The following is a 26,995-nucleotide window of genomic DNA, read 5'->3' as shown; positions in this document are numbered from 1 at the left end:
GAAAACTCGAACAAATTGGTAGAAGGTCTACGGAAAATTTATGAATTACAACCGGTATTAGAGCTAGCAGCCTTCAACTATTAAGAGTGTAACCCAGATGTTCATCTAAGGCCTTGTTGGATCTGATTTTAATTTTTCTTTAGAATCCTAGCTACGGTCAGTGAATGTCCAATTGTCCAAGAACCTATATATATTAATAAAATGGACGGATTCTTTCCGTCCATTACGTATACGTATAGCTTACTGATAACATCTGAATTGAAACTGTTTCAACCAACTGATTTTCAATAGCATAACTTATAGTTAAAAACTATCAATTCAAAGGAAGGAATGCTTAGCCATAAAAGTAGTAAGAACTTCGACCTTCATTCTTTATACGGTTAAGCTAGATTCTAAAAGTAGCCTCTTCTTCCATGCCTGTTACAATAGCTCCGAGTCGTTGGTACCGCATTATTCCGATTGTTTTCATCACCTATAGCCTAGCCTATCTTGATCGAGCTAATTTCGGATTTGCTGCGGCTGGTGGAATGAATGAAGATCTCAAAATTTCTCAGGCAACCTCTTCCCTACTTAGTTCGTTATTCTTCCTGGGTTATTTCTTCTTCCAAATTCCCGGTGCCCAATATGCGGCTCACAAAAGTGCTAAGAAGCTAATATTAGTCTCATTGATTTTATGGGCAGGTTTAGCCGCAGCCACGGGAATGGTAAGTAATGTCACCGCTTTAATTGTGATTCGTTTCCTGATCGGTGTGGTAGAAAGTGCCGTGATGCCTTCCATGCTCATTCTGCTGAGTCAATGGTTTAGCAAGGAAGAACGCTCGCGCGCTAATACCTTTTTGATTTTGGGCAACCCCGTTACCGTCTTATGGATGTCAATTCTCTCGGGTTACTTAATCAATTCCGTTGGCTGGCGATGGATGTTCATCATCCAAGGGGCACCGGGAATCTTGTGGGCTTTTGTCTGGTGGAAAATGATCGATGAAACCCCACAGAAAGCCTATTGGCTTACGAATGAAGAAAAAACACTGCTTGAAGAGCGATTGGCGAATGAACAACAAGCCATTAAACCAGTCAAAAATTACAGCCAGGCGTTTCGTTCTACACCGGTTATCCTGCTATGCATTCACTATTTTTTGTGGAGTCTGGGTGTATACGGTTTTGTGATGTGGCTACCTTCCATTATCAAAGCAAGTCCGAATATGGACATCGTTATTACAGGGTGGTTGTCGGCAGTTCCTTATGTGGTAGCTAGTATTGGCATGTTTGGAGCTTCCTACTTCTCCGATAAAGCCCAGAACCGTGTTCTTTTCATTTGGCCCTTTCTATTGATCGCATCAGTAGCTTTTATGGGCACCTACCTGTTGGAGGGTATGGACTTTTGGCTTTCCTATATTATGCTAGTAATTGCAGGGGGTGCTTTATATGCTCCTTACGGTCCTTTTTTTGCCTTAGTTACCGAACTGTTACCTAAAAACGTTGCAGGCGGGGCTATCGGTTTGATCAATAGCATGGGAGCTTTAGGGTCTTTTGTCGGTGCTTATTTGGTAGGTTATCTCAATGGACTTATGGGAAGTTTCCATACATCCTATTTGTTGATGGCTTTTGCCGTTATGGGAGCGGCTTTACTGGCCTTACTATTAGCTAAGACTTCCAGGGGTTAAACAAAAATCACAATGGGTTTTGAAGACAGTAAATAAAGCAGAAAAACTGTTTTCGATGAAAACCATAGGAACCCAAGGCATTATTAGATCGGCACATCTAAATAACTCTTCATTGTTTGCACACTTTGAAAGTAATGCGAGTATCTTGCCTTCATGCTTGATAAAAAAAGAAAATATGTTGTAAGATATGGATTTATAAGTAACTGCTTTGGTAGTTACTTATAAATCCATATCTTTTTCCTAGGGACCCAAAATACCCCTAGGAAAAAAGCCAATTTGAAAAATCTAAGATGCTATTGATTTTTCGTAAGCAGAAAGAGCCTTAATTAATGATTGGCTATGAAGAAAAATATCGTTAATACTACTTATTTCATGCCGTTGCTCTGTACGGTTTTCATCGAAGACAGTAATAGCTTTCTTATTTCCGTTGAGATGCAAACGGCAAATAGGTTTTCGATTGTTGTCATCTAGCAGAATAGCGAAATAAGATTGAGCGTCGCGGTGTACGATCCGGTTAATATCTATATTGTTTCGAAGAATAGCTCTAACGATATAGAAACCCTCTAGTTCCTCCTGGGTGGTAACAACATTAACCGCCTTTTTCTCCTCAGCAGGAGGTGCTGGAGTTGAATCTATAGAAGCGGGTTGAGCAATTGCCTTTTCCTCTTGATCCAAGGCGGTTTTTAAACGTTCCGTGATCTGATCTGAAAATGTGTGCTGGAATGACTTCCGCACCAGATTAGTAAAATGCTCCATCATTTTAGCATTCAGCTGGCCACTGTACACCTGTTTTGCAAAATGACGGACGAGGTTATCAGACGGATTGGTCATTTCTTGTTGAATCAGCGCTTTGATTTCACTGGTATATTTCAACTCACTTGCCGTTGAAATAATTGTATCAACATCGAAATATGGTTTACTAAACTTCTTTAATTCTTCAACCAAATTATCTCGAAGGTCTAGCAGGTTGATTTCAAGAAATGGCTTTTCATCCATTTTGTTAGGCTCCTGCAAATCAGTGTAGAATCGATAAATGATCCCATTAGTCAGGATTCCAAAGCGCGCTTTTGTTACGTGGAAGTACCGCAGTAGTTGATTATCGTGAAGCGTCAGCGACTGTTTCCAGTGCTTGCATTCTATCAGCATACATGGTTCAGGTTGACCATTCACCTCACGCATAATAGCATAGTCGACCTTCTCACCCTTTTTGGTTCCAATATCTGAAATGAATTCTGGGACTACTTCAAAGGGGTTAAATACGTCATAGCCAAGGGTAGTAAGAAACGGCATCACCAATGCCGTTTTAGTGGCTTCCTCCGTTAAAATCGAATCTTTTAAACGAGCAACTCTCTCGCCTAGCTGCTTAATCTGATCTTTAAAATCCATTGTGGTTACAGGTTTAGATAAATGTTTTATAGTAATCTATTCAATAAGAATAAGTTTGTTTCCAGCTAATTCATCGCACTTCATACGGTAGGTTAATCCTTTTATTTGAACAGTTTGACCACAAGGGCAGCAATGGGTTGAATTTTTTTCTCTAACCTCATGAGTACGGCCAGCTTCATCAATTGCACTGTAATAACGCGTACAAACCTCACATCCCTCACTTCCTTCTATCACAGTAAGATCCCCTTTTGGAGACCTATTGGTAGGTTTTGTCTTCTTTCCATGATATAGACCTGGCGTCGGAGGTGGGGATGGTGGCAGTGGAGTACAGGACGTTATAAATTCAGCAGTGCTTCTGTAACCATTTTGAACTGCAAAAACGGTAATAGATTTATTATACAATAGAGATTTATCAATCTTAAAGCTGCTATCCTTTTGTGCCAATACCTGGCCTTCCGCACCAAAAGTTATAGGGCTACCGTCTCCATAATTGGTAGTCAGAGTTAGAAAACCTGTATTACAATCGAGTCCTACAACGCTTACTTTTAAAGGTGGCAGAGGGGGAGGTGGATTGACAGGCCATAAATACCATGCGATTCCTCCTATTAATAAAAGTAAGCCAGTGATTATTGCAAATTTTGACCATGGAGGAGTAGATGATTTGGGAGCCTCCTTAATATTTTTACTTTCACAGTTAGGACAATTAAGTTCATCCGGATTATCGAGTGTAAACTCTCTAGGAGGTTTTTCATCTGCCCAACTGCATTCTCCATGGTTTAAACAAATATACTTTTTCATAGTCGGCGGGCTTATTGTTTTAAAATGGCTACTGCTTGTTTCCCTGCATCACGGAAAGCTACGTATACAGGATCAATCAGGCTCCCTCCTCTTGATTCTTTAAAGGCTTCAATGGTGCCAATGATTTTAATCTTTAGCTCCTCCCTTTTTGCTATCTGTAAGAACTCACTTTTTAGCTTGGCTTCGACTTCTCGTCTCAAAGCTTCCAGATCTTGCATAGACATATTTTCTTTGGCTTGATGCAAGTCCGTCCCTAGAAATACGGGATCAAGGTCAAAACCATCTTCGTCTTTGCGTACTAAGGCTAATTGTGAAACACCACGAGAATCTACATGTTTGGTAAAAAGCTCCATTGCTATTGCGGTCAGCATGTAAGGCGTATACTCATTACGAGTTATTGTTTTTATATATAAATCAGGATGCTGCATACCGTCTCCTTCCAAATGAAGAATCATCCTATTTTTAGCTTTTTCACCCGCATTTTGATGATGAATTACTTGGCGATCGTATCCCTCCTTCAAGTATTTAAGCTGTCCAACAAATCGTAATGGAAAGAGGTTGGTTACGGTCATTAAGACAATTTCATGGCGACGTCGGGGATCGTTTTGCGGGACGATAGATATACTTACATTACCAGTTATTGAAATATTCTGTCGAAACGCTTCTTCCAGCTTTTTAACAAAATCCTGTTCCTCTGGGGTATGGGGAATAATGACAGTATAAGTCACTACTTTGTTCGGCCGATCAGGAATACCATCTCCCTTTTTATTTATTTCTTCAGTATTGAATTGCAAATAACTACCCGACTGTTTGATTATATCACGGACAAACTTCGTAAGCCTTAAATCATTGCCAGCAAATTCTTCTTGTAACTTTTGAACAATACTTTGCCCCATAAATTGATGTTGCTTGGGTAAAGTATCGTGCCAGACATCAGCATTCTGCTCGGAAGCTTCAGACAACGTATCCTGAAACACCACATCAGTTATTTTGCTGTTGAAATTACCAAACGTTTGTGTATTCCCTAAAATGCCTAGAAGTCGGTTACGGACATTGCTGGCGGTAGTATGCTGTAAATTCTTATTGAGGACAAAATCAGGTAGTCTCTGTATCACTTTATCTCGATCATAAAATCGAATTACATGACCATTTAACTCTAAACCTTTATCCTGTAAACGCTCTTTAAGGCCATTTTCAAAGCTTTCGATTGAAACAGTCAGAGTCCGTACAGTAGTGGCAATATCTCTTTGCAGTCCAGAAAGCTGCAAATTGAATGCACCTAGCAGCGATTTCGCGAACTCCCACCCCGCCAAATTGGTACGAAGTTTATAGAGCTGCGTAAGTACTTCTGTATGCCCAATCAGCATACTTTTATGCTTACCCATCGTCCGGGATAATACACCAATATCACTGTACTGCTTGTTATTTGCACTAAGCTTGGCTTCCTCGCCGGGAATCTCTTCTGTGATCTTGGCTATTTTTCCGTTCGCTTCGTTGATTTTGGCCAACACCCAAACGCCGAGAGTTTCAGCTATTTGCTGAATATTATGCATTGAAAACTCACCATTACGCCATAAGTCAATCAATTTCACTTCAAGTGTTTGTTTCATTTCCAGCGCAATTGCGCTTTTGGCCGATTCTTTATTGGCATAAAAAGTTTTTACGCCATTACCTCGATATTCATTTTCAAATTTCTCGGCAAATAATCGCTCAATTTCCCGAAGCCATTGTGACCAATCCTCCTGCATAGCCGTGTCCATCATCGGACCAGCTACTACCTGCCAGTATTCACTTATTAGCTTCCAATTCTTATTCATCCGATCTCCTTCCAGTATACCTTTGGAATAGGTGATATGATCATTGGAAAGATACCAACCTTCAAGATTTTCCTTCTTTTGGACGTAGGAAGTATAGTCTATGTTCTTTGGTTTGTTATCCCAGCCTGTGTCGTCATTCCAGTTATTATAAAGAAGGTGTTGAGTGGCCTGGTTTGCTAGCGTCAGCGTTGTATACTCGCGGATTTCCTCTTCTGGAATAGCAATTCTTTTTAATCCAAATGTTAGGAACCGTTTGCTGCGTTCTATAACATTAGAATCATTAGGAGAAGGCTCTGGGCTGCTATCTCCGTTTTCGGCATTTTCCTGGCGACTTAATGTAACTTGTGGATGTTCTTCCTGTCCACCAATGACCTGAACCGTCTCTATTGCAATTATCTTTTGATAGAGAAAATCAGCAATGATATCAGGAAGGCGAGTATCTACATCAACTAGGTAGCCATTTTCATTTTGATTTGAAAATAAATAACAGCCGTTAAAAGGATCTTGCAATTCCAATCGAAGTTGGTTAGGATTTTTAGCCGCCAGATCAACGGGCCTAAATGTTCCGATACTAAGAGCATTTAATTCCTTTAAGGCTGCATATCCATTGGCGTGATAAAAGCCCGTCATATCACGGTTTGGTTTAGGCTTTTCGTCAGGTAGAAAAGCATAAATCACGATCCGGTATTGACCTGGATAAGTTGGGCGATAGTTATTACGAATCTGAGTTACGACATCAACTGCCGTTCCACTACCGGTTCCCCCGGCTAAACCGCAGCATACATGGAATGTCACATTGGGCTCTTGTGAGTTTTTTACTAATTCTTGTACTTGAGCATTTAGCGCATTTATAAATGCTGTTACATTTGTTGCTAATAAAAAGCGCCCTAAACGCCTGCGCTGGCTACCAGCAGCATCCCCAACTATACTACCCAAAACATCATTCCAAACAGCCCGATCACCAATCCAAGGTTGTATACCTGGATATTGATCAACTGAATTAAGGATTGGTTTTAAATTTTGACCTTTAATTCGAACCTTACTATTCTCTCCTAATTGAACACTTTTCCCTAAAATCTTCCACGTAGAATCTTCCAAGCTCATCAGCTCGTCACTTGAATCAACATACAAGTATCCGAGGTGAGCATTCTCAGGCTTGGTTTGCCTAAATTCCTGATAGATGGTTTTGCGAAATGCTCGAATGATTTTACCGCCTGTGCCGCCTAAGCCGATAAGTATATGGTTTGCCATCTGATGATTCGTGTTTTAAGTTTTTCACTAGGTTAATACTTTGATATCCTTATAAGCCGCATATCCAATCAGTCCAAACGGAATTAGTTGCACGATTATAAATGCGAGTACTAATGCAATTCGGGAAAGAGTAACGACTCGTGGAGTTTGCTGCATCAGTTGAGTTTTAATATGCTCAGCAGCCAAATCAATAGCTCTTTCCTGTGGATATATACGGTTAGAGGGCTCCTTAAAATATTCCTCAACGTCTTCCTTTACAATCTTAGTGGGAAGTTCAAGATGAGTCCAAATTATCTTACTAAGGAAAGGATGGTGTTCACTAAAATGGCGAGAAGCCTCATTGGCATTTACTTCCGCGGCAATGAGCCGTGACTCACTTTTTGTGATAGGAACTCCCGAGTCGGGGCTTGGGTAGCGGGAAAAGTCTTCGAAACCACCTTCTTTAACGGCATCATACGTTTTTGCCAGAGTTTCGCGTGCCCATGCATGATCGAGCTTAATCATGGTTTGCCAAAGCGAAATGCGAATCGCCGTGATTTCCTTCATAAATGATAGGCCCGCATAAGCCAGCACGAAGAAGAATGTTAAAGTACAGGCAAGGGCCGTAAGTACCTTATGGGTAGTTGTCAGCCGAAAACGCTTATTCCAAAGTTGAACATAATGCAGGCATATCCATGCGCACAATGCGGTGATAGCTATAGCTGCTAAGAATGTAAGCCCCAGTTGAGAAGAGGCCATCCTCGTCAATCCACCTGAAGTAATGCTAATTAGTTCAAAGATCCATTTAAAAGGGTTCGTAGACATGTTTTAAGCTTCTTTTGTTCTGTACTTTTTATCAATTTCTCTAATCATTCTTTCAATAGCGATCGAGTGATAATACCGTTTTTAGGGGTCGTTACTTTTAAGAAGTATTTGCCAGCAGGTAGACCTTGAAGCTGAAAATGCTCTTTTTGCAAACCGCTTACAGACTGGCTTTCAATCTGTTTAACAATTTTACCTTCTGCATTAATAAGCTGAAAATTCACCAGTTGCCGGGTGGGTAAACTCCAATCCACAAAGACGTCACCAGTTGATGGGTTCGGATAAGCTTTTAGAAGAACTGGTTCTGTCAATGGCTGAGCGCTTAGTGGTGTTCTGACAAAAAGTGTATAGCTATTTAATATATCACCGACCCCACATGTGCTACTCAGATTTGAAATGGAGTAGGTACGAGTACTTGTCGGTCTCTCCCACTTAACATACAAAGAGTCTCCTGCCCTAGCGATTATTTCTTGTCCCAGCCAGTTGGTGAATTTCCAGGGTCCATCCCCAGTTAATCGAACACGGATGGCAGTGCTATCTCCAGCATAAATGTCTCCATCCCCAGATAGTCGCGCTGTTGCCTTTGCAGACACTCGCACCTCCAATGTACTACTGGGGCTTTCACAAGCATAATTATCAGTTTGTGTGACAAAATAGGTTGTAATGCTAGCCTTTTCTGTATTTGCAAAGACTTGTAGAAATGATGGAGCAGAATGGGCTGCGTCTGTATACCACGTTAATTTTCCTTCGGCTTGCGCCGAAAGCTCCGTGTTAGTCTGGCCAATACAGAAAGCAACAGGAGAAATCACTTTTGGAGCATCAGGAATCTTCCGGACAGTGAAAGTAATTACAGAAGCTGGACTGGTACAGCTTCCGGCTTTTTGCGAAACCGTATAAGTGAACGTGGCAGGTTCCGTAGTTGTAGGAATTGGGGCAACTTCGGTGGTACCATTGATACCCGATCCCTGCCATATTAGTCCCATACTGGGGAAAGCAGTCAAAGGCTCCATTTTAGTAAATTGGCAAACTACTTGGCTGGGAGTTACGGTTGGAGCGGAGGGAGCAGAAACCACTGTAACGACTACCGGCTCACGTTGACTTTCGCAGGTAAAATTATCAGTTTGAGTAACATAGAAAGTGAAAGTACTAGCTTGTTCCGTGAAAAATGCAGGCGAGCTGGAAGACCCAACCCCTCCATCGGCACTGACGTACCATCTCAAGTTTGAACCATTGGCCGTTAACGATCGGGGAACGTCGCCTACGCAGTACTGCACTGAACTTGTAGTGGGTTTATCCGGGGCAGAGCGAATCACCTGCTCAATGGAAGCAAGTGGACTCTCACAACCATTTACACGTTGACTTACCGAAAATGAAACGGTCCCAGACAGTAATGTTGGGGGAATCGGTGCTTCAGCTAACTTACCCAGACGATCATACCAGGTCAAATTTTGCCCGGTAGCTACAAGTGGCTTTGCCGTTGTTGCATATTGACAAAGTGGAGCTGGAGTCTGAACGGATGGCGCAGGTGGAATGGGGAAAACAGTCGCTTTTACCATTGCCCGCGGACTTTCGCAGCCACCAACAGTCTGAGTCACATAGAAAATCTGATCACCTGGGTTTTGATTATCTACCAAAGGAGGTTGCGTTGCCCCAATCCCGCCAGTCTTAGAGGTATACCACAACGCTTCAGGAATGGCAACCGTAAACTGCCCCTGTGTCCCTTGACATAAGGAAACATTTTCCACATCAGGTGCGGGAGGTACATCTTTCGGAATCACATTGAGGGTAGCATAAACACTTTCGCATCCAACAACGGTTTGACTAACAAAATACCGGGTAGATCGGTCGTTTGGGGGCGTAGGGGCACCTGCTAATGGCTGGGTCAACCCTTCAGTAAACCATTTTAAATTCACTCCAACGGCAGTCAGGGGGCTCATTTTTGAACCCGGGCAAAAGAATACATCCGAAACCTCGGGAGCTTCAGGCCGACTAATTGACAGTGAACTGGAAACAGGAGTTACCATCTCACTGTAATCAACTCCTCCGGCTGACTTTTGCACTACCACGCGTATTCTGTAAGCTCCTACTTCTAAGGTTGTTGGTAACGTGGCAGTGATAGGGCTAGTACGACTTCCTGAACTGATTACCTTGCCGTTTTGAAAATTTCCGTTGCCATCCGACAATTCCAACTGGAAAAGGGCATCCGCTGGTAAAGGACTATCGATCGTAAAGGGTACAGACAAGACTGAGCCAGGACAATACGCTTGATCGAGTGTTCCGGTGGTAATGGTTAGTGCAGAAACTAAAATTTGGGAGAAACCATTAATGAACGGACTTAGCCCACATTGACCGTCTTTAAAACTCTTTATATAATTTTTATCATATGTTACAGAGGAATAGACAGTCGGATCAATAACAAGTTGATAATCCATAGCCGTAATCGAACGGCTGTATGCTGGTGAAAGATTTGGTTTGTAATCAACAAAATCAACGGTAAAAGGCGGTGTCCCTGTAAAACTCAACTCTACGGCGGACGGCGTTCCTGCTAACACAGTAGATGTGCCCGAGATGGTTAGCGTTGGTAGCGCAGAAATATAAATTTTACTTTTGTTACTCAATATGCCAGTCAAGTTACTGGCAACCTGAAAAAAGTATAACCCACCGGGGAAATTGAGGGGAAGTTGAATTGAAATGGGTGATTGAGCACTGGTTATCACCAAATCTTGAGTATAATTTCCCAATGAGTCCGTTAATAAAATTTTGAATTGCTCACCTGCAGGATAAGTACCTTTGGTTACAAATTCAAATTCTACCCTACTTCCCGCGCAGAAACTCCCCGCCATGTCACTCGTAACCAGGGCAGCCTGAATTGTGGTATCCACGGGTGCTATAGTGTCTATCGGTACCGTTTGCGCTTTTGTGGCAGCAAAACTGATTGCGACTAACAAGACAATCCGCCATAATCGCTTAAAATCTAACTTCATCTTTCCCTACCAATTAAGAAGCTGAATATTCCTCTATACGTTCTTGTTTAAAGTTTTCCTGCTTTGATTAATTGCCGGATTCCGTTAAGGATCAATCCTGCCCCAACTACCCCTCCTCCGTATACGGCATAAATTCCTGGTCGTGAATACGAGTTAAAATTCATTGAGGTAATTGGATTCCCTGCGGGTTGCTGAGACAAATCTTTCCAGATGGCGTATTCTGCATTAAGCCTCGCCAACTCACCGTGATAGGTATCATAGCTTTTCTGAAGATTGGTATATCCTCTATAGCTTATTCCCAAAGCTGCCAGACCTGCAGCAATTTGAAGCCATCCGTTGCGTCGGTATTTCAACTTGAGACGATCTGTCTCTTTAGGATCCTTTACTCGATCAAAGGCTATAGGTGCACCATCATTCCGGTGGAAGATGAGTTTTTGTTCATTTTTGATTAGTGTCATACTAATATCCCCTTTTCCATTGCTCCCGGTCTTGCTACGTTGGTAGAATCCAATGGGCAATTGAGGAATTGTGGAGCGAACTACCTGAAGCCACTGCTTGTCCCAGTTCACTCCCAGAGTATCAATCGTAGTGTCGACTTTATGGAATATTTTCGCCGTTCCCTTAACGGGCCGCTTAGGACCAAAATCTTTGGGTATTGTCAAATTTTGTAATGGAGAGAGAAACTCCTCTGGACGAAGAAAGCCTAACCGGGTAATCAAGGTTTGCCATTTTCCATTTACCTTCTCTGCTCGTAATTCAGCAACTCGTTGAACAGCTTTGTAAGGTAGATTGACTTGCTTATTTCTGCCATTAAATTTTTGGGTGAAGAATACCTTCAGATAAGGGTGTTCTTTTCCTTCTTTAACGTCAGAAACAACAATATTTGAAAAAGCTATGGTAGCCGAATCAGATTTGGAATAAAATAAATCGAGATTTCGAAGGTATCTTTCAATACCTATGTCCACAACATTCTCAGCAGAAGTATGATTCGGGTCAATATCGTCTTCAACAACGACTCCGTCTCCGTTAAAAATCTGTTGTGGATTAGGCAAATAGCTGTTTTGAATTAAATAATTGCGCTCGTTTTCGCCTAGGTCATCCCTTATCAGCAAATTAAAGAATTCTAGAAGATCTTTATTGATTCTGGTTCTGGCTTGAAACTTGATTTCATCATTGCGCCTTTTAAAATCGGGTGACACAACTGACCCTGCATTACCAATAATGGCAACGTATGTTTTTGCCGATTTTTGTTGAGCCAAAACTGTGACACTCAAGAAACACTGGCTCAATAAGATAATTGTAAAAAGGTGTTTCATGGGCAATTGGTGTAAGTAGTAAACTGACGAACGCCGTCACTTCGGCCGTAACCGAGTGAATAGCCTTCTTTATTGTAAGCGTGCTTATAGGTTAATTTCTGTTCACCGATGAGCGTGTTATCCTGATACTGCTGGTAGCTATAAGTAAGTAAATTATTTATAGATTTGTGCTCTCCTAAATCAGGCGCTATGACCCCTCTGAATAACAATTGTGTTTTATTCCAATAGGGTTTGGAGTCATACGTATAAGTAGACACAGATCGCTCATTGGACGTATTAACGGTTTGCTTTTTGAGCTGACCCAGGTTGTCATATTCGAGTAGGATTGTCGTTCCATTAGAAAAGTTTTTTTGCACAATCTTTCCTGCAGAAATCTTGACAATTGTTCCTGAGTTTGGCTGCTCTAGTTGAATTAGTTTGCCGGATCCATCATACGTATAGCGTTTGAGAATTCCTCTATTGCCATCCGTTTCAGTATAAGTCTTAAGAGTAGTACCTTGGTAGGTGTATTCTCTAAAGCCAATGGTTTCATTTGAAGAATTATTATATATCCGCACTGATCGAACCCGTTTTGGCTCGTCTTGATAGTCATACTGATAGCCAATATCTATCCTAAATTGGCTTCCATCAGTATAACGCGCCATTCCTCGTTCAATCTCATTATTCAGGTAGTGATCTGCAGTGTAAAAGAAGCTGTGCTCTGTGCTATTGGTCAATTGCCCTTTATTCCATTGCCGGATTACACTTTTCACAACATGGCCGAAAGAATCATACGAGTACAATAACGTGTCCCGACTGTCTTCGTTTATCGTAACCAGTTGATTAAGCTGACAGGCTAACGGAATTGCAGAAGTGGGCACCAGTGGTTCTTGATGGCATCCAACCAGTCCAATCAGAATCATCACTGGTATGCAGAAAAGACTCTTTATTAGATAGATTTTCCTCATAGATTGTTAATTATCTTTAAAGAGACCCGACGATTAAGGGCCTTATTCGCTTCCGTATCGTTTGGGGAAATTGGTTGTTTGCTTCCAACACCAGTCTTGTTAAGCCGACTTTCGGAAATGCCTTGCTGAATTAAAAAGTTAGCTGCGACAACTGCTCTATAGTCAGATAGAACTTTATTCTTTCGTTCTTCTCCTACATTATCGGTGTGTCCCGTTACCTGTAAGGCAAAGTTTGGATGAGCTTTCAAATAGATTGCAACTTGCTTGAGCACTTCTTGGGAGTCGGATCTCAATAGATAACTTCCTTGCTGAAAATAAATCATGGGTATGCTGTCGGGCGAAAACAGAGGAGCTATCGAGCTATGAATACTATAATTGGTATTGTCGACTGTAGACAATAAGCTAGTCGAAGTCTCAACTTTTTTCTTTGAGAGTTGAACGTAATTTAAACCATTGTTCAGCGTAATCGACTGACGGGTAGTTCGAGACTGATCGGTTATAACTAACTCGTAGAGTTGAGGCCGTACCTTATATGTGCAGAACCAACCTGGTTTACCTGGAATCTTTGAAAGAGTAATTTCCTTATTGTCAGCTCTAAGTTTACATTGGGAAGTAGCTGTAGTTTGTACAGTTAATACCGTAAGTTCGCGTTGGAGTTGAATCTTATGTTTCAATACACGACCGTCTATTGCATCTACAATTAGGTTACCCGCGAAAGTTTGATATCCTACGGCTGAAACTTCTAAAGCGACTATGTCCGCTTCTTTAAAATCGTATTCAACCTGTCCGTTAGAATCCGATTCTTTGCAATCCATATAGCTTTCTTTCGTAAAAAAGAAGCAAACCCGGGCCTCTATTGGTGAATTGAGGACAGCATCCTTGATCATGAATATGCTGTGCTGTCCAGCTCCTTTACTTATTTTTTCTGCGCTACTTGCCGTGTTACGATGGACGTAATCCGTTTGTTCAGTTTGCAAATAAGGTTTATCTTTTCCCTGTCTCTCTACAGCTAATAGGGGAATGAATACAGCGATCGTTGTTAAATCTGATTCGCCTTTTTGTCTTAAATGCATGTTTTGCGACCGGTAACCGGCTTTCTCAATAATAAGCTCATTAGCAGTGCATGAAATCTCCCCTTCAAACCATCCGGTGGCATCAGATTGCGCAACTTTTACTCGATTAGTAGGAGACTTGACGTATAATTTGGCATTTGCTAAAGGTGAGTTCGTTACATAATCCACAATTTTACCTTCTATATGAAGGCATGCTGGTAGCTCAGTAAACTGTGCTTGCGCTAAAGTTTGGATAAAGAGAAGTGCTAAAAGTACCTTAACCACAATAATGATGTATTACTTAGTTGCTACTCCAATACTCCCTAACAATACATCCCAATTTACACTGGTATTTCCGTTAACCGTCTTTTCATACGACTGCAGCTTGACACGAACATTCTTTTGTGTTACGTCGCTATAGATTGGATTATCTCCTTGGCTGCCATATCCAATAAAAGTTTGCTGTCCGGTTATGATTCCATAATAATTTCCGTCGGCGGCCTGTGATAGTTCTTTAATATATTGAACTTCTGACCATTCAATCTTGGCGGAGGAATACGGTAATAGTTTTAGCCGGGTAAGATAGTCGCGAATGGGATAACGCCGGGATCCGGTTCGGTTATTTGAGGTAACTTCGATAGTAGCTGCCGGCATAAAAAGCTTTGCAGCTTCCGCGATTGCTTTGTCTTTTTCGTAAAGCGATAGTTTTTTATCGGTGATTACATTTAAATACGATACAAATTCGTCAACTTTTTGTAGTGCTTTTTTACGGTAAATTTGGTATTCCGCTTCGTTAAGGGCGGGCTTATTCCCTGTTACCATAGGCTTGGATGAATGTTCTTGTTGAGCAGGCTCCGGCTTCAATTCATTCGCTGGTTGCTGACTTGGTGTTTGGGCAGGCGCTGTCGCCACTGGCTGAGGCTTGGCAGTGGTGCTTCCTGATTCAATTTGCTTTTTAACACTACTTAATAAAGGAGCAGCTTCGGTAGGGTCATGGATCAGTTTGTGTCGACCATCCCTATACAAAATGGCGACCAGTTCACCTTTTGAAATAGATGCTGATTTGCCATCGCTATTCTGATAGTTAACAACAGACTCACTTTCATAGGAAATAGAAGCCGGGATAACTGTTAAGGGCACTGCTTTTATCAAGAGATCTTTTTCTTTTGAACGGGCTGGTGCCGACAGAAATGCCTGTAACTGTTGTTGAGCCTGAGAAAGATCGGCGCTAAGATCCTTTATAATTAAAAAATTACCTGTCTGACTGAAGGCAATCAGAACATTCTGCCGCTGAAAACTGAACAAGCCCGGCTTTTCAGCCCGTTGTACGGTAAATGATATTTTGTCCTCCGTTACGCCCGTAAGTTGAGCGTTGTCTAATTTGTTTCCGTTTGCCGTGTAAATAACATTTTGAGCAACCAGCCCCGACGTTATTCCAGTACATATTAGGATTGAAAGTAAAAGTTTCTTCATACATTTGGTTAAAAAATTAGCGCATTGTTTGCACCAGTTGGTGAGTCGCATCCGCTATAAATAATTCCAATGCATCCTGATCGAGGTATTGAAAAGCTTTACTATTCAGTTTACGCAGAGCTTCCTTTTCACCGGGTTTAGTCCAGAGGAAATTCGTGAAAGCCCCTCGTGAACCTCCTTTCTTGTATATTCCGCGGCAGCCTTCAGTACAGGGCGTATAATGAATTTTATAAGTACCCACAATTTCATTGGTTTTAACGTAGACCAGTTTAAATTCCACAGCTGCTCCCCGCATATCACGGTAATCATTAATTAATTTTTGCTCATCGCTCACATCGAGATAACAGACGTTGGTTGTGTAACCAATTTGACTATCAATTTTGACTAACTCTAGAATTAAATCGGTATTCGTCAGTGCATTGATTTTGGAATAGTCAACGTTTGTGTTATCATCCAGAACCTGATTAAATAGTCCACGATCTCGTACACTAAATCCTTCTTTAAAAAGCTGCTTTTCAATCGTGTTATATAAGGCTGTCTCATCGTATTGCAATTCATCAGCGCCAGCTTCATGGAAGGCTTTCCCTGTCCGATCCCATTTGTTTTTTGATCGTGTATTCTGTGAAAGGTATATGCCTGTACCTTGTGTATTGGTCACCCCTTTGCGGGTATTGGGAACTCGCAGTACAATTCGGGGTGATTTAGTGACAAGCATAATTTCTGTCAACACATCAGCCGAGGTAAGTTCAGGTTTTTTTTGAGTAAAACGCACTACAGCCTTTTTACTACATCCCACCAGAATAAAAATAAATAAAATAAACAGCCCGAAATTATTCCTCATAAATAATGACTTTTTTATCAACCAATACTTTTAATAGTAATACCCTATCTACCAACAAGATAATCCGTCTTAAATAGCTCCTATTTACTTAAATTTATTAGAAATAAGTCTTTACTACCTTTTCAGTTATACAAACTTCCTAAGTAAGTATATTATCCTTACAAAGTAAATAATTTGTCATATAAGATTTTCAGGAATAGCCATTTACTTGAACACTGACTTATTTTGCGGCAAAGATTATCATTATCCGAAACCAATCCCCCAGTAACACACTGATAGTCAATTAGTTTAAAATATAAAACTACACCATAAATATTTTCCATCCGAGAATATTAAGTAAAATTCATCATTATAGTATAAGGAAGGGCAGAAGCCAACTGACTCCTGCCCTTCAGCTACTGCACAAACCAACCTTGCGAAGTTTGCAAACCCTGCAAAGTCTGCAAAATGCCACTCGTCAAGTCCAGTGAATTCACATTCCGGTCTAGAAATGTGTCAATGTAACTGCTCTTGACAGCTCCTGTGAACAAGTTGTAGACCTTCCACAAGCTGATACTACCATCAGCCTCCCGACAGAAGGATTGATCCCGGTAATAGTCCTTGGCAATCATACACACCTGCTGATCCCCCAATAGCATGGGAGCAATGTCCTTCTTCTGGACTTGAGGTAGGTATTGATACAACCGGCACCGACCGATCAACTGGGCAAACTGCTGTTCAGTTAGGTAGTAATCCGTAAGCTGCTTCATCAGTGACAGATGTTGATTAATCTGATACCGCCGGATCATTCCTTCAATCTCGGTGATTAGTTGAGCCAGGGACTTAACTCGTAGATCCGCTACATAGCCATCGGAGCAGACACACAGGTTCGTACACACCTGGTTTTGAAAGCCTATGAAGATCTTAAAATGCTCATCGACTCCTTTCTTCTGATGCAGACTGTCGAGGTTGTAGGCTTTCACCCCGCCAATGGTTAGGGATAGTTGGTTCCCTCCTACTGTATCCTGGATCGTCGGAACCTCGATGACAAAGGCAGCTCGCTCGTAATACAGCGTCCGCTCCCACTCCTCTAAATCTTTAGCGGGTTTGTTACGAGCTGATGGAATACGGCCTTTAATCGGATGCGATACCCGAATGGATGGTTCCAGTACGCTTTCACTAGGAAACAACCGCAGAACCGTTTCCATCGTGGATTCGATGAAGTCCCCGTGAGAGATGAGCGGTTCATTGTCTTTGCTGTACACAGGAATAATGTGTTGCTGTTGGATTTCCCGTAAGCTGGTCGGTAAGGTATTCGCCAACAAAAAAGCCCGATCCGAGGAAGGGGCTTGATCGACAACAACGGCTTGGTAGCTTTCTTCAAGCGGCATGATTTGCGTTTCCATATGATTTGGGATGTTTGGGTAATGAGATGAGTTGTAGTTCGTTTTTTCGTTCAGTAAACAAAGGCGTCAGAGCCTCCCGGAATTCCGGATATAAGTCGTATAGATACTTGAGCCGCGTGGTATCCTTGGCGGCTTTGATCATATCTTCCACCTGCTGTTGACTGGTACCTTCCTGACACCAGCGCAAAATCTGCTGACCTGTCTTGGGTGAGATAGAGAAGTCGGGTCTATCTGTAAATAATACTGTTCGGTCCTTCGTAGCCCTAGCATAATGGCGATTATCCAACTCAAAGACCAGTGTAAATTCGTAATCCATTCCCTCCCGAGTGATTCCCTTCATGCCGACCTTTTCGGGTATCTGTCGATTGTTTTTCTCCACCAACACATAATCTTGTTTGGCTCTAACCGTCGCAATCAAGTGACAGTTACTTTGCAACAGAGCATTCACCAAGCTATCATGACGAGGAGTTAGCTTGCTCCAGTTTGTGTAGGAGTTGCCCGTCATGGCCGAATGTTCATCCAAAATATACTGCCACTCATGAGACAATGAATCGAGGATAACTACTTGTACTCCTGCTGCTTCACATATCTTCAGGGCTTCAACGTAACGTTCGGGTGTATAAGGTGGATCTAAAACTAGAACCCGATACTTGCCTAAGTGCTCAAACAAATCAGCGGACTTATTCTCGGTGTCAATAATAGCAATTGATGACCAGTTACCTGTGAGTCCATATGCCAGCAGTAGGGAGGAATACGTTTTACCCGAACCAGAGGGCCCTTGCAGCAATACCCGAATGCGAGCTTGTCTGCGTTCAGCATACCGTAAATGCATAGCCATAAGAGTTAATAAGCCGGTAAGAAGATAAACTCAGCGCCTTTGAAAAGAACCTGGCTATCCAGATCTGCCTTCACGTAATTGATGAAATGCTGGGTTAGATCCAGTCGTAGCCCTTTGGCGGTGATCTCACCAATGAGCTCCAGATACGTGTTTGGCTTCTGGGAGTCAGGGTAAAACCGGATAAAGAGCTGCTTGCCATCCACCTCATAATCAGCCGTATCGGGTGAAACCTCCTGAAGGTAGCCGGTAGCTGTACTTTGCAGAGCTTGCTGGACTTCTTCTTTCGATAAGGCTACCACAAACTCAGCTTCAAATTTGCCAACTCTACCCTTCTGGAAAACCAATCCTATCGAGATGCCCGCGATGTAGCCATTGAGGCCATTCCCCTGAAAGGTCCACAGATACAGACCATCTTCCCGGATGCGGTAGTTGGTCTTCAGGTTCAACCCCTGATTCTGCTCAATCATTCGAGCCGCCTGAGGATCTTGCTCTTTGAGCTTCTGCCAAGCCTTGTCGGCCTTGTCGGTTAGAAAGTTGTCGTAGATGAACTTGAGAATAAACAGGGCAAAGGCAATGCCCAGTACTGTGAAAAAAGTACCCATTTTTCTAAAATGTTTAAAGGTGAAAAAGATGACCGGATCAAATTCGTGTCGGACGGACCCACCGGGGTACCCGACGACACAATCGAGTGACGGGGAGAAGTCACGACTGCCTTGTCTCTTTTACACCTATGTCAAAGTCTGAAATCACTACTTATGTGCCTCCAGTAATAACAGATTAGCAAGGGTAAGATGGGTAGCTAATTTGCTTAAAGTCTTGTTGATTTTGAAAGCATATCAACAAACCTGAAGTTTTAGCCAAAGTGATAATTGCCCCCCATAAGTTGATCCTATTACTAAATACGGGAAATACCCCATTATCAAATTGATTGGGTATCCTTTTAATTTGACTTCAAACCCAGTGAGTGAGAGGGCAGTGGTACAACTTAGTCTTTGAGTATGAAGAAATGTGCAGTAATAATCGGCGTAGATAAAACCGGAGGCTTGCCCAAACTAAATGCGGCTGGCTCAGGAGCAATCGACTTTGCAAACTGGGCCAATAAACAGGGCTTTGAGGTTACTCTGCTAACTGATGCAAATGACCGGCCTGTTAGCATATCCGATATTAAAAAGGCTGTTAAAGGGTATGTAGAATCACAAACCTACGAGCAATTGATAATCTATTTTTCTGGGCATGGCATTCTGCGTGCACCGGAATATGAATTGTGGCTATTGACGGGATCGCCTGATGACCCTAATGAGGCCGTTAATCTAACCAGTTCAATCCTATTAGCACGTAACGCCCGCATCAAACATGTCGTGTTTATTTCGGATGCGTGTCGATCCAGACCTACTACCACAGAGTTAAGTCAGGTTACGGGTAGTACTATATTTCCAAACCGAAGCCCGCACGTTCCCCGTCCGACAGTGGATGTATTTTATGCTACATTACCAGGCGATCCAGCTTTGGAAGTTCCACCGGATGAAGCTGTGGTTAACTACCGGGGTATTTTCACTGAATGTATGTTGAAGGGACTGAATGGGCTAGTCTCGCAGGTGATTATCGAAGCAGGTCAACCTCCGCAACTACAACAGGTAGTTCCATCCTGGCAATTAAAAAACTACTTAGAAAGCGAAGTACCTCTGGCCGCTTCAGCCGTGCATATTAAGTTGAAACAGGAGCCCGACATTCGGGTTGAATCCCACCATCCTCCCAGTTTCTTATCACTTTTATCGACGAATCCTCAAGAGCATACGCCAGTTTTACCAATTTCCCCAGATAAGGAAATTAAGTTGAGAGGAGCAGCGTATGGGCAGATCATTGAAAGCCTCCAGGCCAGTGCTTTTTCGATGAGTAGTGAGCAGGCTATGCCGACAGTAGAAGCCGTATTGTCTCGCCCGGAACACTCTATTCTCACCAAGTCCGTTAATCGCATTGTGTCAGCAGAGGGACGACCCAACTTTGAAACACGTACTGGCTTTACCGTGGTTGGAGCTAAAGTGAAAGCAACCATGGCGGAAACAGAGGTTGATGTGTTTGAAGAGAATGGCAATGACCACATCCGTGTGCCTTTCAATTTTGAGAATGGGCAGCCCAACCAGTCTATCTTAATACAATTTGAGGATAAAGCAATATTGCTGGCTGTTCTTCCAGGTTTTATTGGAACGGTAGTTTTAGAAGACAAGCGTGTTGTAACGGTAAACTACACACCCTGCCGAAGCAGCGACAAGTATGATGAATACCAGGAGGTAAAAGGAAATCTGGATAAACGTCGCGCTTTTGTAGCAGTAGCAGCTCGCAATGGCTCCTTCCGTTTAACCGATGATATGACTGTCCAAGGGGCTCAGTATTTACGATCATTAAAAAGCATTGACCCCACACTGGGTCTTTATGCCGCCTACGCGTACACCCAGTCGGGTCTCATGCAGGAAGTCCGCTCTGTCTTTGAATATATGGTGCGTGATAAAATTCACGTAGATGAATATAATATAAATATACCGGTTCTGTTCGATGTAGCTCTTTTAGCTGGTGCATTCTCAGAGTCTACGTTTCCTCCAATTGCTCCTGCCTGTCCTATGCTTATGCAGGGATGGGCTTATATGGACCCCTATAAGAATTTGCTTAACCCAGCGATTTTGGCCGCAAGCCGTCATCTACTACCAGGCTTGTGGACGACTTTCTCAGAAGAAGGCCTATCAATATTACAAAAAGCAATGAATACTAAAGCACTTATATGAAGCTAGTTTTTATTCATGGCCGGGATCAGCAGGGGAAGGATCGGGTCGAATTACAGTCCCAATGGAAAGCATCTTTGCTACGAGGATTAAACAAAGCGGGATTGTCGCTGCCTGAAGACATAGATATTATTTTCCCCTTTTATGGGGATAAGCTGGCTGATCTAATCAATCAATTTGATACTCCCTTAGTAGCGGACGTTTTGACGAAAGGTGACACTTCAGATTCCAGCGAGGCTGAATTTCGAGGTAAAATTCTGTACGAGATGGCGGTCAACCAGGGAATATCTGATGCCGAAATCCAGACTCATTATGCTGGTCTTCCCCAAGAAAAGGGACCTCTTAACTGGGAATGGGTACAAGCAATTCTACGAGCTTTAGACAGAACCCCTTTGGGAGATCGTACTATCGATCGGTTTACCCGTGATGTATACGTGTACTTGACTAACAAAGCAGTACGACGAGCTATCGATGCGATTGTAGCAAAAGCGTTTGTTGCAGATGAACCCTATGTGGTTATTGGGCATTCATTGGGTTCAATTGTTGGCTATAATGTGTTAAGTAGCCTTAGCTCTACTAGAAAAATACTTTTATACCTGACTGTTGGATCCCCATTAGCGATAAAAGCCATTAAAAGACAGCTGGACAGTCCTTTAGCTACTCCTCTTAGTGTCAAAAGCTGGTACAACGCATTGGACGATCGAGATGTCGTTGCCCTTTACCCACTCGATGAGTCTAACTTTCCAGTTACGCCAACGATTATAAATAATACAAGGGTGAATAACCACACCGATAATCGACATGGGATTGCAGGTTATTTGGACGATCCTGATGTCGCACTGACGATTTACAAAGCCATTCAATCAGCCTAGCTTTACTTGTAGAGGTGTGAAAAGCACCCGACGGCACTTCATTTTGAAGTAACTCTGTATTAACCTCTTTCTTCTCGTACCTTTCGCACTCTTCGTACTGGTACGATTGGTAGGAGCAAGTACGAGTAACAGAAATTAAAAGTCCTTCAATTTTCACTTACCCAACCTACCCTTGGAAAGCAATTGCGTTTTTCCATATATAGGGGGTACAGCAACATTGAATCAATTGGTGGGCTTATAAAATGATGGGCTCATCCATTGGGCATACCTATCACAAATCGTCAACTGGAATACTCCATTTCAGTGATGATTAACTACTCAATTTAAAGTATAATCGATTCCGAGTAGGATCGCAGGGATGAAATAATTGGTTTCGAGTAACTTTCTTTGCACTAGGTGGGTAAGGTAACTGAACTACAAAAAACAGCTATATTTCAACATATAATAGTCTCTCTGTTGCACAACTCTATTAAACAGCTTTATACCCCAACTCCGATAATAAACAGGCCCATTGATTACAACATGGCCGAAATAAAATTTGAATGATATTGAGATAGCCATGACAGACAATAAATTTAAAATTATGAAAAGCAACTAATCATGAAATTATGTATCTAACGGCAAAATAATCATCTTTTATTAGCAATATTCATGAGACAAAATGGCAAATATTATGATTTTTTTCCTGCCCTTACCCTTGTTAATTTGGACTCAAACTTCGCAATGATATATGATCCGTGTCGCAAGAAAACACACCTAAGAGAAGCGACCAACAACTTGACTAACGACTGCTTATATCTACAATGCACTCAACTTACTGTGCGGATATTTTAAGCACTAAACTTAAAGATAATCCCAATAGTAAGCCTTATATAAATACTTATCAAAATTACGTCAACACAATATTGCAAACATCGGTTGACAACTGACGTACTTGTCATTATAATACTTTCTCTTTATTTACTGCGTTGACAATTATTTCCGAAAGTAGTTCAACAAACTTATCAAAATCATCCCCACCTTTAATAATCTCTTGAGGCACAATACCTCTGTAGTCAATTAAGTGTACTAATTCGCTTTGATTTTTCTCCGCTTCCAAATTCTCTTCAATTAATGGTCTGATAATACTACCAATATTCATTACCACTTTTGTAAGCGGTAAGATTTCGTTTGTAGAAAGTTGGTATCTGTCGTTTGTGCCTGTATAGCGTGTAACGTCCACAGCACACAAAGCATAGCGTTCAGTTTGCTCAACAGCACGTTGAAGTTGTAGTTTACTCATAGAAACAGAATTCTGTGAATTCCACCTTGATTTTACTTCTATAAAATAAACAGGTCTGCCGTCAAGAAGTATTACAATGTCTTGGCCGCCTTGTATGTCTGACGTCTTAATGTCTCTTTTATCTTCAAATGAAATTCTTTTCTGTAATTCAGAAGATAGCTTTTGTCTGATAAGAGCTTCAATGTATGTCCCAATTTCATGTTTATGATGAAAATCTGAATCATTTTCTTTTTGTTGCTGAATTAAAGTTGTTGCAACATTCAAGATCTCTATAAAGTTGAATTCTTGTACAAGTCTCCCAAGCCTTTTTAATTCACATTCTTTTAATGTAACAATAGAAAAGATTTCGTCTTTTGTGTTCTCGTTTGTAACTATCTCTAACATCAAATTAGCTTTTTTATCATCAAGCCTAGGAAATAATTCAGCATATTTTTTTTCGCGCAATGATGATATAATTTTCAATATTTCATCTTTAAATGGATGCTCATTTATATTATGGATATCTGTGTCGAAGAAAATGTCTTCAATTTGGCTAGTCAAATATTTATTAGTTATAAATCTATCTTCAGCAACAAACTCGTTAAATTCTTTATAGACTAAATCTTTTCTAATTTCGCCCATTGTTACTTTGTTATAAAGGTCTTTAATTTCTGGAATTATATCAATATCTCTTTTTAGTTCACTATTACTCTTTAGTTGACCCAACTGATTAGGGTAGATCCTTGAAATAGAATAAACTTCTTTTAAACTGTCTTCATTAAGATTTGCTATTTCAAGTAATAAATCTTTATTCAACTGTACCCATCCCTCTTTATGATGTTGAAGTATATTAAAAAATATTTGAACTAAAACCTTTCTTGCTGAACGGATATCTAAGTTTTCTTCCTGAATTTCAAGATTACTTAGTTGAATCAAATTATCATCTAAAGAATAGTATTTACTGATTATTTTGACTAATGCGGAAGGTTTACTCTGAGAATTAACATTATTACTTATCTTGCAGTAACTTAGTAAGTTATTAAAGAAAACTCCGCTAAGCTGTCGCGTTTTCTCAAGAGATCGAAAGATATACTCTTCTGTATTGTTTGTTTCAGAAAAATAAATGTAAGATGAAGCCTCTAGTTCATCTAATCTAGCTTTAACGTTGTTAGAAAAATCTTTTCTATTAAATTTTTCAAAATGAAAATTAAAGGAAAAGTCCTTGTGGATTAGTCGTTCAATCGAGTTCGGGATTATAGCTTTCCCTATCTCTATGAGTGTATCGTTTAAGTTTTGAGGTGCAAGAAGCGCAGAAAGCAAACAAAGTCTACCATCTAAATTTGGCAATAGAGCGTATTCTGAAAAATAATGTAATTTTTCTTCAGCAATTAAACTTTTATAATAGGTAATTAGGATTTCATTGTCATACTTGAATAAACTCTCCTGTGCTATTGCATTAATTAAATCTTGGTGACCAATAAATCTAACATTTTCACTCTCCCACTCACTTGAAAATTTACTCCATAAAAATATTTTCTCTTTTACTGGAATGTTATTGTAAAATATAGATATTAACGCATATATATCATTAAAATATTCTGTATTAGTCAAAAGCTCTTCTTTAAGAAAATAAATTTCATTAACATGCTTGAAACCTTCAACGGTTTCGACAATTGGCAATAACTTATATTCTTCTACCCAAGTTTGTTGTAATTTTTTGAAATAGCCATTCAGTAAATCATCCTCTGTATTTCTTTTGAAATTTATTTGAGCATATAGTAGGGGATTATCGACTTTTATAACATCACTCTTTAAAAAATTAAAAATCAATTGAGAAGCTTCATTTATTATTAATTGATTAGCTATTTCTTGGTCTCTCAACTGATCTTTATTACTTTTCAAATGAATTCCGTCTCTTGGTTCGGTTGGCAGAAACCGATTGCAGTTGATAACAAAATTTAAGCCAAAATCTTCTGAACCAATCAACGGATAATATAAAAACAATCGGGCAACTCTTTCTGGAAACTGAAATAACTCATAGTTTTCATTTATAGGAAGAATAACTTCTATTTGATTACTAGCATCTATAATAGAAAACAATGCAATATTATTTCCATTTTTTGATATATAAGTTTTGAACAATTCTATTCCACTTTCATTCAGCATCTTTTCTTTTAAAACTCGTTCAAATGAAATTTCAGTTTCATTTGAAACTATACTTATTTTTCTAATTCGATCATTGATTGTCAAAACGATAGGAATATATTCCTCTAAATCCTTACTAGATTCAGCTATGTAATTTAGTTCTTGATCAGTTTCGGGCAAAAACGTGAACGTTGTTTTTATTTCCGGTTCTGTAACTATTGCGCCCTCTTGTATAAGTCTGTATACATTCTCCTTTTGATCTTTGATATTTACACTTAAAGATTTCCATTCTTTAGGGCTACGATCAATTAAAAAATCTTTAATCTCAAAAAAAGTATTATTAGCTTCAAGAATTGAATTTATGCGAAATTTACGCCCGAATGTGTGCGTCGTTAAGAAGCCTGTTCCATATTTCCCAACTGTTGGAGCGTCGGACTCCTCTCCATATTTTCCACTTACTTGCTTTATTAAAGAAATAAATGACTTTGTTGTAAATGGTTTTCCGTTGTGAGTAAATGAAAAACCATTATTTCTATAATCCAAAACTATTTCACAATTTGAGGTCAAATCACAAGCATTTTGAACTAATTCCCATACGGCTCGATTAGACGAAAAATTGGTAAAATTCTCAAAACCTCTTATCATTTTATCTGCGTGTTGTTTCAAATCTGATAATTCGGATTCTGTTTTTGCATTTTTTAATATTTCTTCACGGTTTATAATTGATATCTCGTCCATTTTAATTTAAAATTGTTTTTAACTTATACTGCTTTTGGTAATGTTTAATACTTGCTACCACCTGGCAGCATTTTTTATGCATGATACGCATTTTGCATTACTGTGCCTATTTCAAACCAACAAATAATTTTACGTGAACTCTTATGACACAATTTGGCTGAGATTCAGGCTTATATAGTTCCATGTATTTTATACGATGTTTTAGTTTATTTTAAGATGTAAATAATAATGAAATGATTAATTTTATCAATATTCCTTTGGTAAAATGACTTAGCGGTATTTTATAGGACCAAGGATTGGCTGTTAATCTGTTCTACAACATCTCCATTATACGATTTTCAGGACAGGTTATGTTAATCCAAGTATTTTTATACTCCCTTTCTACGAGAAAGACAAAATAGCCTAATTTTACCTTAATTTACTTTGACTGTAGATCTCAAATCCTCATCTTATGAATCAATGTTCATTTTCCCAATATTCTGAGTGTGGGAGACCTCATTGTCTCTTTTTATAGAGTTTGCAAAGTTGCAAACCATGCAGACTTGTAATGAAGCAGAAGTAGATTGAGATTTAGTCATATTCAATTACCCTACATACCCGCATAGTTCTGATTCTGGCTACTACTGATATCCCCATTAGATAAAGCAGCATGACT

The 26,995-nt window shown here is 40.4% G+C and carries 17 protein-coding genes; 3 read left to right on the top strand and 14 right to left on the bottom strand.

What is annotated here, in order from left to right:
- Positions 1-413: 413 nt before the first annotated feature.
- Positions 414-1,661, top strand: coding sequence for an MFS transporter (locus tag OQ371_RS20255; protein WP_265990148.1), 1,248 nt, complete (start codon positions 414-416; stop codon positions 1,659-1,661).
- Positions 1,662-1,946: 285 nt separating this feature from the next.
- Here the strand turns inward: OQ371_RS20255 and OQ371_RS20250 are convergent, their stop codons facing one another.
- The 13 genes from OQ371_RS20250 to OQ371_RS20190 all read right to left on the bottom strand — a co-directional run bounded on the left by OQ371_RS20250 (position 1,947) and on the right by OQ371_RS20190 (position 19,152).
- Entirely contained in the window at positions 1,947-3,047 is a 1,101-nt protein-coding gene (locus tag OQ371_RS20250) for a type I restriction endonuclease (protein WP_265990147.1), read from the bottom strand.
- A gap of 36 nt (positions 3,048-3,083) precedes the next feature.
- Positions 3,084-3,845, bottom strand: a complete 762-nt coding sequence (locus tag OQ371_RS20245; protein ID WP_265990146.1) for a hypothetical protein — start codon at positions 3,843-3,845, stop codon at positions 3,084-3,086.
- 11 nt (positions 3,846-3,856) lie between these two features.
- Positions 3,857-6,913 (bottom strand): tubulin-like doman-containing protein, encoded by a 3,057-nt coding sequence (locus OQ371_RS20240; protein ID WP_265990145.1) that lies wholly within the window; start codon positions 6,911-6,913, stop codon positions 3,857-3,859.
- Positions 6,914-6,940: 27 nt separating this feature from the next.
- Positions 6,941-7,717 (bottom strand): hypothetical protein, encoded by a 777-nt coding sequence (locus tag OQ371_RS20235; RefSeq protein ID WP_265990144.1) that lies wholly within the window; start codon positions 7,715-7,717, stop codon positions 6,941-6,943.
- Positions 7,718-7,761: 44 nt separating this feature from the next.
- Complete coding sequence (locus OQ371_RS20230; protein WP_265990143.1) at positions 7,762-10,698, bottom strand: Ig-like domain-containing protein; 2,937 nt, start codon at positions 10,696-10,698, stop codon at positions 7,762-7,764.
- Positions 10,699-10,745: 47 nt separating this feature from the next.
- On the bottom strand, positions 10,746-12,014 hold the full coding sequence (locus OQ371_RS20225; protein WP_265990142.1) for a hypothetical protein: 1,269 nt from the start codon (positions 12,012-12,014) through the stop codon (positions 10,746-10,748).
- The gene (locus OQ371_RS20220; protein ID WP_265990141.1) at positions 12,011-12,919 is read right to left on the bottom strand and encodes a hypothetical protein; all 909 of its coding nucleotides are present in this window, start codon (positions 12,917-12,919) and stop codon (positions 12,011-12,013) included. The genes OQ371_RS20225 and OQ371_RS20220 overlap by 4 nt, the downstream gene beginning before the upstream one ends.
- A gap of 38 nt (positions 12,920-12,957) precedes the next feature.
- Entirely contained in the window at positions 12,958-14,298 is a 1,341-nt protein-coding gene (locus OQ371_RS20215) for an OmpA family protein (RefSeq protein ID WP_265990140.1), read from the bottom strand.
- Positions 14,299-14,310: 12 nt separating this feature from the next.
- Positions 14,311-15,486 carry a hypothetical protein gene (locus OQ371_RS20210; protein WP_265990139.1) on the bottom strand — a complete coding sequence of 392 codons (1,176 nt, stop codon included), beginning with the start codon at positions 15,484-15,486 and terminating at the stop codon, positions 14,311-14,313.
- Positions 15,487-15,502: 16 nt separating this feature from the next.
- Positions 15,503-16,327, bottom strand: a complete 825-nt coding sequence (locus OQ371_RS20205) for a hypothetical protein (protein WP_265990138.1) — start codon at positions 16,325-16,327, stop codon at positions 15,503-15,505.
- Between the two features lie 395 nt (positions 16,328-16,722).
- Positions 16,723-17,712, bottom strand: coding sequence for a DUF3871 family protein (locus OQ371_RS20200; RefSeq protein WP_265990137.1), 990 nt, complete (start codon positions 17,710-17,712; stop codon positions 16,723-16,725).
- The gene (locus OQ371_RS20195) at positions 17,687-18,550 is read right to left on the bottom strand and encodes an AAA family ATPase (RefSeq protein WP_265990136.1); all 864 of its coding nucleotides are present in this window, start codon (positions 18,548-18,550) and stop codon (positions 17,687-17,689) included. The genes OQ371_RS20200 and OQ371_RS20195 overlap by 26 nt, the downstream gene beginning before the upstream one ends.
- A gap of 5 nt (positions 18,551-18,555) precedes the next feature.
- The gene (locus tag OQ371_RS20190) at positions 18,556-19,152 is read right to left on the bottom strand and encodes a hypothetical protein (protein WP_265990135.1); all 597 of its coding nucleotides are present in this window, start codon (positions 19,150-19,152) and stop codon (positions 18,556-18,558) included.
- 396 nt (positions 19,153-19,548) lie between these two features.
- Between OQ371_RS20190 and OQ371_RS20185 the strand changes: the two genes are divergently transcribed.
- The gene (locus OQ371_RS20185) at positions 19,549-21,327 is read left to right on the top strand and encodes a caspase family protein (protein ID WP_265990134.1); all 1,779 of its coding nucleotides are present in this window, start codon (positions 19,549-19,551) and stop codon (positions 21,325-21,327) included.
- Positions 21,324-22,196: a hypothetical protein gene (locus OQ371_RS20180; RefSeq protein ID WP_265990133.1), complete on the top strand. Its 873-nt coding sequence runs from the start codon at positions 21,324-21,326 to the stop codon at positions 22,194-22,196. Before OQ371_RS20185 ends, OQ371_RS20180 begins: the two co-directional genes overlap by 4 nt.
- 940 nt (positions 22,197-23,136) lie before the next feature.
- Here the strand turns inward: OQ371_RS20180 and OQ371_RS20175 are convergent.
- The gene (locus tag OQ371_RS20175; protein WP_265990132.1) at positions 23,137-26,340 is read right to left on the bottom strand and encodes a sacsin N-terminal ATP-binding-like domain-containing protein; all 3,204 of its coding nucleotides are present in this window, start codon (positions 26,338-26,340) and stop codon (positions 23,137-23,139) included.
- Positions 26,341-26,995 lie beyond the last annotated feature (655 nt).

It is taken from the genome of Larkinella insperata (assembly GCF_026248825.1).
Classification (GTDB): Bacteria; Bacteroidota; Bacteroidia; order Cytophagales; family Spirosomataceae; genus Larkinella; species Larkinella insperata.
Note: the sequence above shows the minus strand (reverse complement) of the source record. Positions and strands in the feature narration are given on the sequence as shown.